Here is a 17,627-nt window from a genome sequence, read left to right on the forward strand (position 1 = left end):
AAATTTGAAGCGCTTGAAACTTTGAAATTCGTCCCAACATAAAGAATTATGAAATTAAGTGCTCGTGATAAACAAGTTTTCTCCGCGGTTATGACACTTTACTGTAATGGTGAGGGGTTGCCTGTCGCGTCGAGTAAAATTGCAAAAATGAAAGGCATGGCCATTTGCTCGGCAACGGTGCGCAATGCGATGGCGCGTTTAGAAAACCATGGACTACTCTTCTCCCCCCATACATCGGCGGGGCGTGTGCCATCTGATGTTGGTATTAAGTACTGGCTACAGGAATATTTTGAGCTCGATAACATAGCAACCTACTGGCAGCCAGAGCAAGAACATTTAGTTACCTTAGCGCACTCATTGAGCCAGCATTATCAAGTGTGTTGTGTGGTCGGCTTACCTCAAGTGAGTAGCCAACAGGTGTTTCGTGTTGAGGTGTTAGATTTTGACCGCAAGCATTGGCTAGTGCTGCTTATTGATAAAGCTGGGCAGTCGCAGAATATTTGTATTAACAAGCCTACCGACAATTCCGATGAAATGCGTTATCAATTTGCACTTTGGATGAACACTGTATTTAGTCAGCACACGCTAAAAGAGGGACTGCATCGAATGCGCGCGATGGCCAACACTGCGATGCCAGGTTGTCGGGCCTTACTAACGCAGTGGACACGTGAACTCAGTTTGCAATTAGGTACTGATAATAGCATCGTGGTTGGAGAGCGACATATCTACAATCGACTCGGCAAGAGTAATGATATTAGTTTAGGGGTGCCTTTTTTACATCAGATAGAAGACAAGCTGGCTTTTCGTGATGGCTTATCTGTCATACTTGGTAGTGAAGTTGATGCGGACAATTTATCGCGGTACGTTATTTTAAGTGTGCCCTATTTTATGGACCAAGAATATCAAAGTCGATTTTGTGTCGTGTGTCCAGCTGAGGCACCAATTGAAGCAATAATTGACGAATTTAGTCGGTTAGAGCAAAAAGACTCTTGAAACTAAAAAATCAATCCCCATAATTACGGCAGTTGTAAAGAATCGGAGAGTAACTTTCATGTCTGAGCAGACAAAAGCACCAGAGCAGGAACTAGAAACTGCACAAGAAGAAGTAGTAGAACAAGCTGCTGAAGCGCAAGCACAGGAAGAAGCGCCACAGTCTGAACAAGGCGAAATAAGCCCTGAAGAAGAAATTGCTGGTTTATACGCTGAGCTTGAAGCTGCAAAGCAAACGATTGAAGGCCAAAAAGATGGCGTAGTTCGCGCTGCAGCAGAAGTAGAAAACATGCGTCGTCGCGCGGCACAGGATGTTGAAAAAGCACATAAGTTTGCACTAGAGAAGTTCTCAAATGAACTATTACCAGTAATCGATAACCTTGAGCGCGCTATTGAATTTGCTGATAAAGACAACGAAGCAACGAAATCTATTCTTGAAGGCATTGAGATGACGCTGAAGAGCTTCTCTGATGCACTTGGTAAGTTTGGCGTTGAAGAAGTTAACCCGCAAGGCGAAGCTTTCTCACCTGAGTTCCACCAAGCAATGTCTATGCAGCCAAGTAATGATGTTGCGCCAAATACTGTATTAGCTGTTATGCAAAAAGGCTATACGTTGAATGGTCGTCTACTTCGCCCTGCAATGGTTATGGTATCAAAAGCGGCTGAATAAACCGTTATTTGGTCCAAAGAAGCCCGCATCAAGCGGGCTTTTTTATTGGATTTTTTTCACCTCAACTCCAATGTGCTTTATTATTAATAGAACAGCAATAGAGTTATTCTATTTTGGTCGAGGGCATTGTCTTATTGATATGCAATTTGATAAGTAGAGTAGCGATGAAAGAAATGAATAGGAAGTAATATGAAACGAGTTGTTGCTTGTGTTATTGCAGCGATGTTTTTAGCGGGCTGTAAAACGTCTCCAACAGGAAGAACCCAAATTATGATGCACTCTGAGCAAAAAATGAATGAGCTGGGTTCAGCAGGCTTTGAGCAAATCAAAGCAGAGCAAGCGGTAGAAGCAGATCCTAGGACGAACCAATATGTGCAATGTATAGCCGATGCACTTATCGCTCAGTTACCTAACAAATATGCAGAACAAAGTTGGGAAGTGGTGGTGTTCAAAGATGACAGTGCCAATGCGTTTGCACTACCTGGTGGCAAAATAGGCGTTCACACAGGTTTGTTAAAAGTTGCGCAAGATCAGCATCAACTCGCAGCGGTAATGGGTCATGAGGTAGGGCATGTGATTGCGCAGCATGCCAATGAGCGAATGACACAAAGTGGGTTAGTCCAGGCTGGCTTGCAACTGAGCAATACCGTGATGGAAATGAATAACGTGCAGTCGCGCAACGCCATAATGCAAGGGCTTGGTGTTGGTGCTCAAGTGGGCTTAACCTTACCTTTTGGCCGTGCACATGAAAGTGAGGCTGATGTGATAGGGCTGGACCTGATGGCTAAGGCGGGCTTTAAACCTATTGGTGCCGTTGAGCTTTGGCAAAACATGGAAAAGCTAGGCGGAGACAGGCCTATGGAGTTTTTATCTACACACCCATCGCCGGATAACCGTATTGAAAAGCTCAACAGCAAAATGGTTGAGGCAAACACCCTGTATAGAGCTGCTAAGCAAAAGGGATTTAGCCCGCAGTGCCGTGTGTGAGGTAACATTGAGTTAGCACTGGTTTGCTTGCTTTAGATCATTTATAAAAGTTAAGTGCTAACTCATCTAAGACGATAAAAAGGCGTAAATCTAGCTCTAATTGATGATAATCGGGCTCCATGTTACAGCACAGTTTATAAAATGCTTTATCATGTTCGGCATGTTTAAAGTGCGCTAATTCGTGAACAATGAGTGCGCGTAATATGGCTTCGGGCGCATATTTTAGTTGGTTGTTTAAAGCTATGTCGTAACGTACTTTGAGTTTTTGGCCATGACGATGCTGTTTGTGAGTGTGTGTGCCAAGCGTCCCCTTCATCATGTCTGTATGTTTAGTGAAGCTGACATTATTTAATCTTGGGGTATTTTTCAAAAAGCGCTGCTTAATATCAGTACAGTATTGATACAGCGCTTGCTGGTTTTGTAGTTGGTGGCTGCATGGGTATTTATTTTTGAAATAGCTTTGTAATTTATGCTCTTTTATCAAAGAAGCAATTTGTGCTTGTAAGCTGTCAGGATAGTGTTGAAAATACTTTAATTGCTGCATTTGTATTGTGTTTTTGGTCTTTTAATAGGTAATCTAGCGCAGAATTATAGCGCAAGGATAATGCAAATGTATAAAGCGAGCTGTCTATGCAAAGGTGTACAATTAGAGATTAATGGGTCTATTGACAATATTATTCATTGTCATTGTTCCTTATGTCGTAAATCAAGTGGTACGGCTTATGCAACAAATGGGTTTATTGATACATCCTCATTGAAAATCGTTACTGGTCAAGAGCTGGTAAATGCTTACGCATTTAAACCTGGCAGGTTAAGGCATTTTTGTCGTAACTGTGCATCTCCTCTGTTTAGCTCCAATTCGGATTTACCCGAAAAGCTACGGATCCGACTCGGCATTCTCGATTCTGACATTAATGAACGTCCTGAATCTCATAATTTTATGGCTTCAAAAGCGAATTGGGACCAAGTAAATGCCCAAATCCCCCATTATGAAGAATTTGAACCTGGGCGGATGAAAAGCAAATCATCTGGATGATATAAACTGAGTGCTAATGTTCACTTTATACGAAAAACGTGTCTTAAGGTTAAAGTTATCACTTGCACAATAAAGGCCGTTGATTAAGTTGTAGCTCTATAGGAAAGAAGAGCACTTTATGACGAATGCGAGGTTATTGGGCATTATAGCAATGAAGGCATGCTTTGAAGTGGAATCGTTTAGGTTACTTTATATTTGAGGTGAGTGCGAGGCACTCACCACATAGCATTAATTGGTCTCTAACGTGCAACAATCTGAGGCACGTGAGTTGCCCCCTGGTAAAGCAAAGACTGCCTGGCAACAGTCCGAAGCGCGTGAATTGCCACCGGATTTTCCGCCCGCAACATCATGCGTTTGCGCGTCAGGTAAGCTGGCTTTGTCATAGGATAAGGTTTTTACTCGTTTTTTTTGTAGTTTTAGTAACATGGTCAATCCTTCACTATTTTTATTATAACCAAATCCAAAATGCCACTTTCCGTTCGAACTGTCAAATTTCACAATAATGTTTGTTGCTGCGGTTGTTTTTCCGCAGGGAAAGGCAGTAGCACCTTGTGGTCAATTCCTAAATCTTGAATAAATTGTCGCGCTAACAGTGGTGCGTCGTAATTGTCCGCAGTGTGAAAAAATACGATGGGCTCTTTACCTTCAGCGAGCCATGTATGGATTTTTTTGAGCCAAGGCTGATAAAAAGGGCGATTATTTTCAAGTGCAGAGCAACCCACAAAACGCAACATAGGCCGCTCACCGGTTGCAATGACGTTGACAGGGACTCTGGGCTTTTTACGTTGTGCATCTTCAATCGCTGGTGTGCTTGGCGCTTCGCTAAATAAAGGGCGCGTATCCATCATAATGCGATTAATGCTTTTACTCATCAAAAATTGGTTTAAGCGCTTTTCATTATCGTCTTTACGAAAAAATGCTAAGTTGCGTACTTCTATACCTAGACAAAGTTCACTGGGTAATTGAGCCACAAAGTTTTGTATCCTTGGCAGATGTTCGGGCCCACAGCTAGCGGGTAATTGCAGCATGACCATACCTATATTTTCAAACAACGGCGCAAACAGGCTTAACCATGTTTCGAGTTCTTTGTGACAATTTTGCAAAGCTAGCTCATGAGATATTTGTTTAGGGAGCTTAAAAGTAAACCTAAAATCATCGGTAATGGCATTTTTCCATTGTAAAACGGTGTCAGGTTTTGGGTTAGCGTAAAACGTTGTATTGCCCTCAACACTATTAAACATGGTGGCATATTCACTGAGCATGTTGGCATTACTACAGTGCTGACTAAAAAAGCGTCCTTTCCAGTGCGATGAGCTCCATTGTGGGCAACCTAAATACAACATAGTTCTCTTCATTAGTGTTTTTTTCGAGTTTAACAAATTGAGAGTACCTAAAAAAATCAACTTTGCGAAGATTCCTTGCTTTATAAGGATGACAAAGCCCCCCAGTTTTATATAATTGGCGATTATTTTTGTTAATTACGATAGCTATAGGCTGGATAGCACTTTTTCATGCAAGCCTAAGCAAATAGGAACGATATGCGCTCTATATACTGCGGAAATTTAAATAAGGACCACGTAGGTCAAGAAGTCGAATTATGTGGTTGGATCAATAAGCGCCGTGACTTAGGTGGATTAATTTTCGTCGACTTAAGAGACCGTGAAGGCTTGGTTCAAGTTGTTTTTGACCCAGAAGTTGAAGGCTTGATGGACGTTGCAAATACGCTGCGTCAAGAGTTTTGTGTGAAAGTGACAGGTAGTGTGCGTGCAAGACCTGACAGCCAAGTTAACAAAGACATGGCAACCGGTGAAGTTGAAATCTTGGGCACAGGCCTTGAGATTATTAACCGTTCTGAGCCTTTGCCGTTAGACTTTAACCAGCAAAACTCAGAAGAGCGTCGTCTAAAGTACCGTTATTTAGACCTTCGCCGTTTAGAGATGAGCGATCGTATTAAGCTACGAGCAAAAGCATCAAGTTTCGTGCGTCGTTTCTTAGATACTAATGATTTCCTAGACATTGAGACACCAGTACTGACGAAAGCAACACCTGAAGGTGCGCGTGATTACTTAGTTCCAAGTCGTGTTCACAAAGGCAGCTTCTACGCATTGCCACAATCACCACAGCTGTTCAAGCAGTTGTTAATGATGTCTGGATTCGACCGTTATTATCAAATCGTAAAATGTTTCCGTGATGAAGATTTACGTGCTGACAGACAGCCAGAATTCACCCAAATCGATTTAGAAACGTCATTCATGAGTTCTGATCAAGTGCGTGAAGTCACTGAGCGTATGATCCGTGAAATGTGGCAAGAGCTACTGAACGTTGATCTTGGTGAGTTCCCAACCATGCCATATGCTGAAGCGATGCGTCGTTTTGGTTCAGACAAGCCTGACTTACGTAACCCATTAGAGCTTATTGACGTTGCTGATATTGTTAAAGATGTCGAGTTCAAAGTTCTAGCTGGTCCTGCTAACGATGAAAAAGGTCGTGTTGCAGTGCTAACAGTCCCAGGCGGTGCTGAGTTATCTCGTAAGCAAATCGACGAGTATACAAAGTTTGTAGGTATTTACGGCGCGAAAGGCCTTGCTTGGATGAAGGTTAATGACCGTGAAGCAGGTATGGAAGGTGTGCAATCACCGATTGCTAAATTCCTAAACGAAGATGTGATCAGTGCATTACTAGAGCGCACTAACGCGCAAACAGGTGACATCATTCTATTTGGTGCAGACAAGCGCAACGTGGTAAACGAAGCGATGGGTGCACTGCGTCTGAAAGTAGGTCTAGACAGAGAGATCACTGATCTGAACAAGTGGGCGCCACTTTGGGTTGTTGACTTCCCAATGTTTGAAGAAGATGACGAAGGAAACTTGCACGCGGTACACCATCCGTTCACAGCACCGAAGGACATCAGCGCACAAGAGTTAGAAGCAAATCCAGCTGTGGCGATTTCTGATGCGTACGATATGGTACTTAACGGCTATGAAGTTGGTGGTGGTTCTGTTCGTATCCACAATAATGAAATGCAGCAAGCCGCATTCAGAATCTTAGGTATTGAAGAGCAAGAGCAGCAAGACAAGTTTGGTTTCTTACTTGATGCACTGAAGTACGGTACACCCCCACACGCTGGGTTAGCGTTTGGTCTTGACCGTCTAGTAATGCTTTTATGTGGTACAGACAACATTCGTGACGTCATTGCATTCCCTAAAACAACTCAGGCGTCTTGTTTAATGACCAATGCGCCAAGCGTTGCAAACCCAGATGCCCTGACTGAGCTTGCAATTGCAGTACAAGCACAGCAAGAACAAAGTGAAGAGCAGTAGTCACTGACTTACTTTGAAAAGGCGGCTTTAATAGCCGCCTTTTTTGTTTAACAACTGGAAATCCATACAGTATTTTGGCATGATGTTGAAAAAAGCAAAGAGGGCAGTGCCTTGGCAGTTATTTTGGGCATAGACCCTGGTTCGAGATTTACAGGTTATGGTGTTATTGAGCACCAAGGTGCAAAATTTAAATACTTGGGTAGCGGCTGCATTAAAGTTGGAGAGCATGATTTTCCGACTCGATTAAAAATGATCTTTCAAGGCATTAGTCAGTTGATAGAGCAGTTTTCTCCAGACAGCTTTGCGATAGAGCAAGTATTTATGGCACATAACCCAGACTCAGCATTGAAGCTTGGACAAGCTAGAGGTGCCGCCATTGTTGCAGCAACTATGCAAGATGTGGTTGTACATGAATATTCGGCAAGGCAGATCAAACAGGCTGTGGTGGGCACCGGTGGAGCAAATAAGTCTCAGGTGCAAGAAATGGTAAAACGTATTTTAAAATTACCGGGCACCCCACAAGCAGATGCTGCTGATGCATTGGCAATTGCAATTTGTCATGCACACTCTGAACAAAACTTAATTCGCTTAGCAGGCAATGCTAAAAAAACAGTTCGTGGAAGGTTAAGATAATTATGATAGGTAAACTCAGTGGTACTTTGTTAGAAAAGCAGCCGCCAGAAATTCTCATTGATGTAAATGGGGTGGGCTATGAAGTACAAATGCCGATGACTTGTTTCTACGAGCTGCCAAGTACGGGTCAGCCAGCAGCGATTTTCACACACTTTGTTGTCCGTGAAGACGCCCAGTTATTATTTGGTTTTAATAACAAAACAGAGCGTGCTTTATTTAGAGAGCTGATTAAAGCAAATGGTGTGGGCCCTAAGCTTGCGCTCGCTATTTTGTCAGGTATGTCAGCTGAGCAATTTGTGCAGTGTGTTAATCATGGTGATGCATCCACGTTAGTCAAAATCCCAGGTGTAGGCAAAAAAACCGCAGAGCGTCTAGTCTTAGAAATGAAAGACAAGTTAAAAGACTTTGGTCATGACTTGTTTACGCCATTTAGTGATAATGCCGTTATCCCGCCGCAGGACGATCCTACTGTGGGTAATTTACCGGCTGATGATGCCATTGCGGCGCTGGTTGCGCTGGGCTATAAAGCTGCTCAAGCACAAAAAGCAGTTAAAGCAGTAAAAGGCGATGGTTTAGATACTGAAACCATTATCAAAGAAGCGCTTAGGTCTATGATGTAATTATGATAGAAGCTGACAGACTAATCGAGCCCGAAGTTCAGGGTAATGAAGAACAAATTGATAGAGCGATTCGCCCAAAACTACTGAGTGATTACACGGGGCAGCCTCATGTGAAACAGCAAATGGAAATTTTCATTGAAGCTGCGCGCACACGTGAAGAAGCGCTGGACCACTTATTGATTTTTGGTCCGCCTGGGTTAGGTAAAACAACCCTTGCAAATATTGTAGCCAATGAGTTGGGTGTGAACATTAAAACAACATCAGGGCCTGTACTCGAAAAAGCGGGTGATTTGGCTGCTATGTTGACCAACCTTGAAGAAGGTGATGTGTTATTCATTGATGAGATCCATCGTCTTAGTCCGCAAGTGGAAGAGATTTTATATCCCGCGATGGAAGACTATCAATTAGATATCATGATCGGTGAAGGGCCTGCTGCACGTTCTATTAAGTTGGACTTACCGCCATTTACATTGGTCGGTGCGACGACTAGAGCGGGCTCGTTGACTTCACCGCTCAGAGACCGTTTTGGTATTGTGCAAAGGCTTGAGTTTTACTCAGTGGATGATTTGTCACAAATTGTCAGCCGTTCTGCACATTTTTTAAATTTAGAAACAACCGAAGAAGGCGCCCGTGAAGTTGCCAAAAGGGCACGCGGTACGCCGAGGATCGCAAACCGCTTGTTACGTCGTGTCCGTGATTTTGCTGATGTAAAAGGTGATGGCAGCGTTGATAAAACCATTGCTAACCAGGCATTAGATATGGTTGATGTGGATAAATGTGGTTTTGACTATATGGACAGAAAGTACTTGCTGGCCATTATAGAGAAGTTTACTGGCGGACCTGTGGGTCTTGATAACCTCGCAGCGGCAATTGGTGAGGAGAAAGAGACGATAGAGGATGTCATAGAGCCATACCTGATCCAGCAAGGTTTTATACAACGCACGCCGAGAGGGCGGATAGTATCTGACCGAGCGTATCTACATTTTGACCTTTCTAAAGAATAACATCGATTAAGCCATCGTATTTACGGTGGCTTTTTTGATTGTATTCATCTGAATTTGCTAGCCCTTCAATCTGAACTTAAATTTCAGGCAAAAAAAAGCCCGCACATATGTGCGGGCGAAAACAACAAGTTGAAGGAAGTAATCCAGGGAACTGATGAGTCTGTTAAGGTTTTATCCAAAAGGTTCTCATCAAAAGCAACAGAGTAAATCAGAACTCTATCACTCGGTAACTGGCTTTGCATTGCGTTAAGCAGTGCGCTCAGTACAGGGTGTATATTAGAGATCTTATGGATTATTATCAAACTAGAAAAATTATATCTTTCAGATAAAAATAACTAATGCGAATGCTATTTACCATTTTTTACATTGGTAGAATATGCTGATATCAGCAGGTGTATCTAATTGATTTAAATGAGTTTGTACTATTTATGCGCAAAATGTAAATATTAGATAATTTGTTGTTAATTGGTATTACCAATGGTGTTTTGAGCATTTATTCGCGCAAAGTGAATAAATCCCTTACTTTATGCAATCTGAGTAAATAATTACGCTTGGTCTGATGGTTAGGAATAAAAATGTTAATTAATCAGTGAAAGCGGAAAATAAAATGATTTAAATACCGAAACAAACATATGGGGTTATAAAAGTCTTGCTAACTTAGACATTGTGTTATTTATCGACATTTAAGCTAATTTTATAGCTTTGTCGTTGTAAGGCCTTATTTGTGTGGTTAAACTACCTGAACCTTTTGTCGTGCTTGAAGTCTATCTGTTTAAAGGCGCCATGCCGGGTACACAATATTATTAGGAGTGTTAAAACGTGGAATCGGGTTTAAATTTCATCGATCTAATTTTAGAAGCCAGTGTGTTGGTTCAACTTGTTATGCTGACACTCGTTGGTATGTCCATCGCATCATGGGCGATTATATTCCAGCGCCGTTCGGTGATAGCAGAAGCGCAAAGCGAAGCCCGAAAGTTTGAACAACAGTTTTGGTCAGGTATGGACTTAGGCAAATTATACAACGAAATCACCGCACGCTCAGGCAGTTCTAAAGGGTTAGAAGCACTGTTCGTGGCAGGATTTAAAGAATTTGCGAGACATAAAAAGAATAATACAGGCTCGGCGAACATGATTTTAGATGGCACACACCGTTCTATGCGTGTTGCCTTATCCCGTGAAGTAGAAAAACTAGAAACCAGTTTGTCGTTTTTAGCAACCGTTGGTTCCATTAGCCCTTACATCGGTCTATTCGGTACGGTTTGGGGTATTATGACTGCATTTATTGCTTTGGGTAATGTGCAGCAAGCAACGCTACAAATGGTTGCGCCGGGTATTGCAGAGGCACTGATTGCAACAGCGATGGGTTTATTTGCCGCGATACCTGCGGTAATGGCATATAACCGATTCGCAAAACACGTTGAAAAGCTTGAAGTAAACTACGCCAACTTTATGGAAGAGTTTGCCAATATCTTACATCGTCAAGCTGCCACATTAGTGGAGACAAAAGCCAATGTATCAGCCTAAAAAAAGAAGACCGGTTGCAGAGATCAATGTTGTTCCCTACATTGATGTCATGTTGGTGTTGCTGATCATTTTTATGGCGACAGCACCCCTTATTACCCATGGTGTTAAAGTGGATTTACCACAAATGCAGGAGTCTGATTTAGTCGAGACTAAAGACGCACCGCCGATTATTGCCAGTATCGATGCAGAGGGCCGTTATTACGTGTCTGTCGGCACCGATCCTGAAGCACCAATGGATGCTGTTGAAGTGGCTGCGGTAATTAAATTAAAGCTGCAACAAAATCCGGATACACCAGTGATGATCAAAGGTTCTGGTCGAGTTTCATATCAAGAAGTTTTGTTACTTATGGACTTTTTGAAAAATGCCGGTGTGCCGTCTGTTGGCCTGATGACCAAATCGTTTGAGGATAATTAATGGATGCGTTAACAAGCGGAATTATCAAGTCGTTTCTGCTTCACATCGCGTTAGCGGGTATGTTGTTTGCTTCAGCTAATTTGCAAATGTCTAAGCCCACGGTAATGCAGGTGCAATTAAACCCAGTTATGCAAGAAGAGCAGGAAAAAGCGGTTTCAGCGATTTCTGTGGACCAGCGTGCAGTCGAGCGCAAAATTGCAGAGCTCAAGCAAGCTGAAGATGCTCAAAAGCGTGCAGAAGAAAAACGTATCCGTGATTTAGAGCGTCGCGCGGTACAAGCACGCAAAGATCGTGAAGCGGAAGCAAGACGCATTAAAAAGCTTGAACAGCAACGTCAAGCTAAGCTGGCTGAAAAGCGCAAAGCTGAAGCGCAAGCGAAAAAAGCCCGTGAGGTCGAGCAAAAGCAGCGCGCTGATGCAGAAAAGGCCAGAAAAGAAAGGCTACAAGCTGAGCAAGCTGCAAAAGCGGCAGCCGAGAAACGTAAATCTGAAGAGGATCGTTTAAGACAAGCTGAAGCCCAACGTAAGCGTCAAGAAGAAGAGGCGAAACGCAAAGCAGAAGCCGCTGAGCAAGCACGTCAAAAAGCATTGCAAGAGCAGCTGTTGCAAGAGCAGTTAGCACAAGAGCAGGCTGCACGTGCGAAAGTGAGGCAGCAACAAGTACTTGGTGAAGTGGACAAGTATAAAGCCCTGATCATGCAGCGTATTCAGTCTAACCTATTAATAGACGAAAAAATGAAGGGTAAGCAGTGTCGTTTGAACATTCGTTTAGGCTTCAATGGCTTAGTTACTCAGGCTAATTCGTTAGGCGGAGATAAGTTAGTGTGTGAAGCGGCACTGAGGGCCGTTCGCATGGCAGATACATTGCCTGTTTCAAAAGACAAAGATGTGTTTGAACAACTTAAGAATATTAATTTAACGATTAAACCCAATCTTTAAAGGAAAACCATGTTAAAGCATTTAAAAAACATAGTTCTGGTTTTTGCTTTCAGTATGACAACACTCGCTCACGCGGCGTTAGAAATTGTCATCACTGAGGGCGTTGACAGTGCACGCCCTTTAGGTGTGGTGCCATTTAAATACATCGGTAACGGTGAAGTCCCTTCAGAGATTAGTTCGGTTGTTGCAGCAGATTTAATGCGCAGTGGTAAGTTTAAAGCGGTATCGGAAGATCAGATGCCGCAACTGCCAACCACAGATGAAGAAGTAGACTATGACGCCTGGGTCAATTTAGGTGTTGAAGCGATTATTGTGGGTACTATCACCCAACAGCCAGCGAATCGCTATTTGGTGAAATATGAATTGATCGATGTTTTACGTGCGCAGATCACAGGCGGTGAAACGCGCATGATGAGCAACGGCAAATTGATGAAAAGCCAAGATCATATTTTGGAAAGCCGTCAGAGCGTGATTGACAGTGATTCATTTAGATACTATTCACATCAGATAAGTGACGTTGTTTATGAAGCCCTGACTGGTGAGCGCGGCGCATTTAGAACTAAAATTGCGTATGTGATTGTGCGAGAAGAGCAAGATAAGCCTTATCAGCTTGTGGTTGCTGATTATGACGGCTTTAATGAGCAAGTATTACTGCGCTCAAAAGAGCCTTTGATGTCACCTGCATGGTCACCTGATGGCAATAAGTTAGCGTATGTTACCTTTGAAAATCGTCAGTCTCAGGTCTATGTTCAAGATATATACACTGGTAAACGTGAAAAGTTAACCAGTTACCCAGGCATCAATGGTGCACCACAGTTCTCGCCAGATGGGTCACAAATGCTGGTTGTATTATCTAAAGACAAAGGCGGTGCGACAGAGGTGTACTTGATTGACTTAGAAACACGCGTCGAAAAGCGCTTAACTAAGCACAGAAGTATAGATACTGAGCCAAGTTGGCACCCAAATGGCCGAGAAATTGTGTATACGTCTGAAAGGGGTGGTAATGCCCAGATTTATAAGTTAAATTTAGATACTGGTAGATCTAGACGCGTCACTTTCGATGGCGATATGAACTTAGCGGGTTCAATTACGCCAGATGGTAAGCAATTAGTAATGGTAAATCGCACATTAGGTCAGTACCATATAGCAAAGAAAGAATTTGATTCAGGGCTGTTTCAGGTGTTAACTCGTACGAGACTCGATGAATCACCGAGTATTGCGCCGAACGGCTCTATGATTATTTACAGTACCCTGCATAATAATAAGCAGGTTTTGGCCCTGGTGTCGATGGACGGTCGCTTTAAAGCGAGATTGCCAGTACTTGACGGGCAAGTGAAGGCACCGGCCTGGTCGCCGTTTTTACAGTAATATTTACTGGTTAGACTTATAAAGATATAGGAATATACTCGATGCAACTTAACAAAACTTTAAAGGCTTTATTGGTAGCGTTGCCTGTAATGACTTTAGCTGCATGTAGCTCATCAACTGGTGATGTCGATGGTGGTGATAGCCAGCAGACAAATGCTTCTTCAAACAGCAATGACAAGGTAGATGTAAATACTATCGATCGTCAGAAGACTGCTGAAGAGAAACTTCAAGAGAAGTATGAAGCTTTGCGTCAAGAGCAAATCGTATACTTCGATTTTGACCGCTCTACAGTACGCAGCGAATATGTTGAGTTACTACAAGCACACGCAGACTTCCTAGTGAAAAACCCAAGTGTAAAAGTACTTGTTGAAGGTCACGCGGATGAGCGTGGTACACCTGAGTACAACATCGCACTAGGTGAAAGCCGTGGTAAGTCAGTTGCTAAATACCTTGAGAGCCTAGGTGTTTCTGAAAGCCAAATCTCTGTAGTGAGCTATGGCGAAGAAAAGCCAATGGTTAAGTCGCGCACAGAAGAAGCTTTTGCTAAGAACCGTCGCGCGGTATTGGTATACTAATTTAGACAAGAGATGTTATGAAGCCGAAAACTATTTTGGCAGCCATCATCTTTCTTAGCGGGAGCTCCCAGGTTTTGGCAGCTCCCGCTACTGTTTATGATGCTGCAAATAATCAAAAGTCGCTTGAACAGCGCGTTGCCGAACTTGAAAAAATGATGACAAATCGAAATCGAGTACAGGCAGACCTACAATTACAGTTGCAGCAATTGCAAGACGAAGTCAGCCAAGTTCGTGGTTTTACCGACGAGCAAAGCTATAAACTGGAAAAAGTATTGCAGCGCCAACGTGAGCTTTATCAAGAAATTGAAAACCGCGTTAGCCAAGTTTATGAGCAAACCAAATCTGATATTGCTGCGACGGCTATTCCTACTGTCGGCGAGCAAGCGGTGAGCTCTAACCTATCTGAGAATGAAGCTTATGATCGCGCGGTTGCCCTGATCATGAAGGATAAGCGCTATGATGCGGCGATCCCAGAGTTTCAAAGCTTTTTGCAACAATTCCCAGAGTCAGTATATATTCCGAATGCGCATTATTGGTTAGGCCAGCTACAATCTATAAAAAGCAAGCCTGCGGAAGCGATTAAGCACTTTACCATTGTTGTTGAGCAGTTCCCTGACTCAAACAAGCGCCCTGATGCGATGTTGAAGCTTGGCACATTGGCTGCGAATGCCGGAGACAAGGCAAAAGCGACACAATTGTTCAATGCGTTGATAAAAGAATACCCAAGCACCACTGCTGCAAAATTAGCAACAGAGCGTTTATCTAAGCTGTAATAAGCTGCTTTGTGAACACTGTGGTGTAAAAATAGGCGCTTAGGCATAAAATTTAAAAAAAACAGCGTAATTCAGTTGCACTAGAATTTTAAATAAGTATTATAAGCGCCCGCAGCAGGCGATACGTTATAAACATCTTGCTGCAATGAGTGGGTCATTAGCTCAGTTGGTAGAGCAGTGGACTTTTAATCCATTGGTCGATGGTTCGAGTCCATCATGACCCACCACTTTTGCTTAATTTTGATATGAGCGGGTCATTAGCTCAGTTGGTAGAGCAGTGGACTTTTAATCCATTGGTCGATGGTTCGAGTCCATCATGACCCACCATTAAGCTTAAAATATCCCGAGCGGGTCATTAGCTCAGTTGGTAGAGCAGTGGACTTTTAATCCATTGGTCGATGGTTCGAGTCCATCATGACCCACCATTTTAAGTGTTATTCATATCCCCGAGCGGGTCATTAGCTCAGTTGGTAGAGCAGTGGACTTTTAATCCATTGGTCGATGGTTCGAGTCCATCATGACCCACCATTTAAGCACATCCATATCCAGAGCGGGTCATTAGCTCAGTTGGTAGAGCAGTGGACTTTTAATCCATTGGTCGATGGTTCGAGTCCATCATGACCCACCATTAGCTTAACCCTGGATATCAGAGCGGGTCATTAGCTCAGTTGGTAGAGCAGTGGACTTTTAATCCATTGGTCGATGGTTCGAGTCCATCATGACCCACCATTAAGCTTAAAATTTCCCGAGCGGGTCATTAGCTCAGTTGGTAGAGCAGTGGACTTTTAATCCATTGGTCGATGGTTCGAGTCCATCATGACCCACCATTTAAGCTTAAACAATTTCCCGAGCGGGTCATTAGCTCAGTTGGTAGAGCAGTGGACTTTTAATCCATTGGTCGATGGTTCGAGTCCATCATGACCCACCATTATTAAGCTAAAAAATTTCTTGAGCGGGTCATTAGCTCAGTTGGTAGAGCAGTGGACTTTTAATCCATTGGTCGATGGTTCGAGTCCATCATGACCCACCATTCAAGTCTAAAACTTCCCGAGCGGGTCATTAGCTCAGTTGGTAGAGCAGTGGACTTTTAATCCATTGGTCGATGGTTCGAGTCCATCATGACCCACCATTCAAGTTTAAAATCTCCTCGAGCGGGTCATTAGCTCAGTTGGTAGAGCAGTGGACTTTTAATCCATTGGTCGATGGTTCGAGTCCATCATGACCCACCATTATCTTTTCGATTCATTTATTCTTAAATATTCTTTGTGAATATCGTCTATTACTAGGATTATCTCCGTATTTTTCGTATAATTCGCGGCAATTATGCAATGTGGACTATGTGGTCGAGAGAATGAGTCTAGCAGAACAAATCATGCCTGAGGATTATATATTTCCTCCAAAGCCAGCACCGTTGAATGATGAAGAAAAAGAGCAATATAAAGCTCGTATCAAGTCATTGTTAAAAGAGAAAAACGCGGTATTGGTTGCCCATTATTACACAGATCCTGTGATCCAAGCGCTTGCTGAGGAAACTGGTGGTTGTGTTGCAGATTCATTAGAAATGGCACGTTTTGGTGCTAAGCAAGAAGATGCAGATATTATTATTGTCGCCGGTGTTCGTTTCATGGGTGAAACGGCGAAAATATTAACGCCGGAGAAAACCGTTGTGATGCCAACATTGGCAGCAACTTGCTCATTGGATGTGGGTTGTCCAATTGACGAGTTTTCTAAGTTTTGTGATCAGCACCCTGAAAGAAAGGTTGTTGTATACGCAAACACATCTACCGCGGTTAAAGCGCGCGCAGATTGGATTGTTACCTCTTCATGTGCTCTTGAAATCGTGGAGCATTTGGATTCTGAAGGGGAAACCATTATTTGGGGCCCTGATAAGCACTTAGGTTCTTATATTCAGAAGAAAACTGGCGCGGATATGATCATGTGGAACGGTGCTTGTATCGTTCATGATGAATTCAAGACGCAAGCGCTGAAAGACATGAAAGCGCTTCACCCAGATGCGGCTGTATTAGTCCACCCTGAGTCGCCAGCTGAAATCGTTGATTTAGCTGATGCAGTTGGCTCGACTAGCCAGCTTATCAAAGCTGCGCAGGATATGGATAACCAGAAGTTTATCGTGGCGACCGATCGCGGTATCTTTTACAAGATGCAGCAGCTTTGCCCTGAGAAAGAGTTCTTCGAAGCGCCAACAGCAGGTGAAGGTGCAACATGTCGTAGCTGTGCACATTGCCCGTGGATGGCAATGAATGGCTTACAGGCGATTGAAGAAGCACTTATCAACCCTGAAGGCAAAGAAGTATTCGTTGATATGGAGTTGCGTGAAGGAGCATTACGCTCACTTAATCGTATGCTCGATTTTTCAGCGAGTTTAAAGCGTTAATAACAAGTTTGCTTGTAATCTGTGCAGTTAACACAGATTACAAAAAAAATACTTGCTAAAAGGCGGGGGTTTTCATAGTATTACGCCCGCTTTCAGTGCGGAGAGGTGGCTGAGTGGCTGAAGGCGCACGACTGGAACTCGTGTATAGGTTAACCCCTATCGAGGGTTCGAATCCCTCCCTCTCCGCCATTTCTTTCCCTAGAAAGTAAAAACTACATTCCCTCTTTTGTATTTCTACATCGTCCTAACCTAGTCAATTATCTTCTTTTGTAATTTCAGTATCTTTCTGTAGATCTGAGTTTTATACAATTTCCTAAGTCAGAAAAATCATTTTGATATGTATCGTTTAGATTTTTTGTACAAATTGACTTTAAAAGTA

General features: G+C 43.0%; 18 protein-coding genes and 12 tRNA genes. 27 read left to right on the forward strand and 3 right to left on the reverse strand.

The window, feature by feature from the left end:
- Positions 1 to 48: 48 nt before the first annotated feature.
- From AC2CZC_RS12445 to AC2CZC_RS12455, 3 genes are all read left to right on the forward strand, one after another.
- The gene (locus AC2CZC_RS12445) at positions 49 to 993 is read left to right on the forward strand and encodes an HrcA family transcriptional regulator (protein ID WP_484582017.1); all 945 of its coding nucleotides are present in this window, start codon (positions 49 to 51) and stop codon (positions 991 to 993) included.
- 58 nt (positions 994 to 1,051) lie between these two features.
- Positions 1,052 to 1,660, forward strand: coding sequence for a nucleotide exchange factor GrpE (grpE, locus tag AC2CZC_RS12450; RefSeq protein WP_284022531.1), 609 nt, complete (start codon positions 1,052 to 1,054; stop codon positions 1,658 to 1,660).
- Between the two features lie 189 nt (positions 1,661 to 1,849).
- Positions 1,850 to 2,647 carry a M48 family metallopeptidase gene (locus AC2CZC_RS12455; RefSeq protein ID WP_484582018.1) on the forward strand — a complete coding sequence of 266 codons (798 nt, stop codon included), beginning with the start codon at positions 1,850 to 1,852 and terminating at the stop codon, positions 2,645 to 2,647.
- Between the two features lie 37 nt (positions 2,648 to 2,684).
- On the opposite strand, the gene AC2CZC_RS12460 is transcribed toward AC2CZC_RS12455, so the two are convergent.
- Positions 2,685 to 3,191, reverse strand: a complete 507-nt coding sequence (locus AC2CZC_RS12460; RefSeq protein WP_484582019.1) for a M48 metallopeptidase family protein — start codon at positions 3,189 to 3,191, stop codon at positions 2,685 to 2,687.
- Between the two features lie 66 nt (positions 3,192 to 3,257).
- On the opposite strand from AC2CZC_RS12460, the gene AC2CZC_RS12465 reads away from it, so the two are divergent.
- Positions 3,258 to 3,683 (forward strand): GFA family protein, encoded by a 426-nt coding sequence (locus AC2CZC_RS12465; RefSeq protein ID WP_484582020.1) that lies wholly within the window; start codon positions 3,258 to 3,260, stop codon positions 3,681 to 3,683.
- Positions 3,684 to 3,911: 228 nt separating this feature from the next.
- On the opposite strand, the gene AC2CZC_RS12470 is transcribed toward AC2CZC_RS12465, so the two are convergent.
- On the reverse strand, positions 3,912 to 4,109 hold the full coding sequence (locus AC2CZC_RS12470; RefSeq protein ID WP_237139404.1) for a hypothetical protein: 198 nt from the start codon (positions 4,107 to 4,109) through the stop codon (positions 3,912 to 3,914).
- 68 nt (positions 4,110 to 4,177) lie between these two features.
- The gene (locus AC2CZC_RS12475) at positions 4,178 to 5,026 is read right to left on the reverse strand and encodes a DUF72 domain-containing protein (RefSeq protein ID WP_484582021.1); all 849 of its coding nucleotides are present in this window, start codon (positions 5,024 to 5,026) and stop codon (positions 4,178 to 4,180) included.
- Between the two features lie 195 nt (positions 5,027 to 5,221).
- Between AC2CZC_RS12475 and aspS the strand changes: the two genes are divergently transcribed.
- The 23 genes from aspS (at position 5,222) to AC2CZC_RS12590 (ending at position 17,437) form a co-directional block, all read left to right on the forward strand.
- Positions 5,222 to 7,003, forward strand: a complete 1,782-nt coding sequence (aspS, locus tag AC2CZC_RS12480; RefSeq protein ID WP_039607797.1) for an aspartate--tRNA ligase — start codon at positions 5,222 to 5,224, stop codon at positions 7,001 to 7,003.
- Positions 7,004 to 7,114: 111 nt separating this feature from the next.
- Positions 7,115 to 7,636, forward strand: coding sequence for a crossover junction endodeoxyribonuclease RuvC (ruvC, locus tag AC2CZC_RS12485; protein ID WP_046356426.1), 522 nt, complete (start codon positions 7,115 to 7,117; stop codon positions 7,634 to 7,636).
- Positions 7,637 to 7,638: 2 nt separating this feature from the next.
- Complete coding sequence (ruvA, locus tag AC2CZC_RS12490; RefSeq protein WP_039607799.1) at positions 7,639 to 8,256, forward strand: Holliday junction branch migration protein RuvA; 618 nt, start codon at positions 7,639 to 7,641, stop codon at positions 8,254 to 8,256.
- A 2-nt stretch (positions 8,257 to 8,258) separates the two neighbouring features.
- Positions 8,259 to 9,260 carry a Holliday junction branch migration DNA helicase RuvB gene (gene ruvB, locus AC2CZC_RS12495; protein WP_046356427.1) on the forward strand — a complete coding sequence of 334 codons (1,002 nt, stop codon included), beginning with the start codon at positions 8,259 to 8,261 and terminating at the stop codon, positions 9,258 to 9,260.
- A gap of 819 nt (positions 9,261 to 10,079) precedes the next feature.
- Positions 10,080 to 10,784, forward strand: coding sequence for a protein TolQ (gene tolQ, locus AC2CZC_RS12500; protein ID WP_039607801.1), 705 nt, complete (start codon positions 10,080 to 10,082; stop codon positions 10,782 to 10,784).
- On the forward strand, positions 10,771 to 11,199 hold the full coding sequence (tolR, locus tag AC2CZC_RS12505) for a protein TolR (protein WP_039607802.1): 429 nt from the start codon (positions 10,771 to 10,773) through the stop codon (positions 11,197 to 11,199). Before tolQ ends, tolR begins: the two co-directional genes overlap by 14 nt.
- The gene (tolA, locus tag AC2CZC_RS12510; protein ID WP_237139407.1) at positions 11,199 to 12,137 is read left to right on the forward strand and encodes a cell envelope integrity protein TolA; all 939 of its coding nucleotides are present in this window, start codon (positions 11,199 to 11,201) and stop codon (positions 12,135 to 12,137) included. The genes tolR and tolA overlap by 1 nt, the downstream gene beginning before the upstream one ends.
- A 9-nt stretch (positions 12,138 to 12,146) precedes the next feature.
- Positions 12,147 to 13,505 (forward strand): Tol-Pal system beta propeller repeat protein TolB, encoded by a 1,359-nt coding sequence (gene tolB, locus AC2CZC_RS12515; protein ID WP_484582022.1) that lies wholly within the window; start codon positions 12,147 to 12,149, stop codon positions 13,503 to 13,505.
- Between the two features lie 41 nt (positions 13,506 to 13,546).
- On the forward strand, positions 13,547 to 14,080 hold the full coding sequence (pal, locus tag AC2CZC_RS12520) for a peptidoglycan-associated lipoprotein Pal (RefSeq protein ID WP_484582023.1): 534 nt from the start codon (positions 13,547 to 13,549) through the stop codon (positions 14,078 to 14,080).
- A gap of 17 nt (positions 14,081 to 14,097) precedes the next feature.
- Complete coding sequence (gene ybgF / locus AC2CZC_RS12525) at positions 14,098 to 14,853, forward strand: tol-pal system protein YbgF (RefSeq protein ID WP_046356432.1); 756 nt, start codon at positions 14,098 to 14,100, stop codon at positions 14,851 to 14,853.
- A gap of 151 nt (positions 14,854 to 15,004) precedes the next feature.
- A tRNA-Lys gene (locus AC2CZC_RS12530) sits at positions 15,005 to 15,080 on the forward strand.
- Between the two features lie 24 nt (positions 15,081 to 15,104).
- Positions 15,105 to 15,180 (forward strand) — tRNA-Lys (locus AC2CZC_RS12535).
- 22 nt (positions 15,181 to 15,202) lie between these two features.
- A tRNA-Lys gene (locus AC2CZC_RS12540) sits at positions 15,203 to 15,278 on the forward strand.
- Between the two features lie 27 nt (positions 15,279 to 15,305).
- Positions 15,306 to 15,381 (forward strand) — tRNA-Lys (locus AC2CZC_RS12545).
- A 24-nt stretch (positions 15,382 to 15,405) separates the two neighbouring features.
- Positions 15,406 to 15,481 (forward strand) — tRNA-Lys (locus AC2CZC_RS12550).
- A gap of 25 nt (positions 15,482 to 15,506) precedes the next feature.
- Positions 15,507 to 15,582, forward strand: a tRNA-Lys gene (locus tag AC2CZC_RS12555).
- A gap of 22 nt (positions 15,583 to 15,604) precedes the next feature.
- A tRNA-Lys gene (locus AC2CZC_RS12560) sits at positions 15,605 to 15,680 on the forward strand.
- Positions 15,681 to 15,705: 25 nt separating this feature from the next.
- Positions 15,706 to 15,781: transfer RNA gene (locus AC2CZC_RS12565), tRNA-Lys, on the forward strand.
- Between the two features lie 26 nt (positions 15,782 to 15,807).
- Positions 15,808 to 15,883: transfer RNA gene (locus AC2CZC_RS12570), tRNA-Lys, on the forward strand.
- 23 nt (positions 15,884 to 15,906) lie between these two features.
- A tRNA-Lys gene (locus AC2CZC_RS12575) sits at positions 15,907 to 15,982 on the forward strand.
- 24 nt (positions 15,983 to 16,006) lie between these two features.
- Positions 16,007 to 16,082 (forward strand) — tRNA-Lys (locus AC2CZC_RS12580).
- Between the two features lie 122 nt (positions 16,083 to 16,204).
- A complete protein-coding gene (nadA, locus tag AC2CZC_RS12585) occupies positions 16,205 to 17,248 on the forward strand; it encodes a quinolinate synthase NadA (protein ID WP_063363890.1) in 1,044 nt (347 codons plus the stop codon).
- Positions 17,249 to 17,347: 99 nt separating this feature from the next.
- Positions 17,348 to 17,437: transfer RNA gene (locus AC2CZC_RS12590), tRNA-Ser, on the forward strand.
- Positions 17,438 to 17,627: the final 190 nt, after the last annotated feature.

Source organism: Pseudoalteromonas sp. MMG033 (assembly GCF_057197785.1).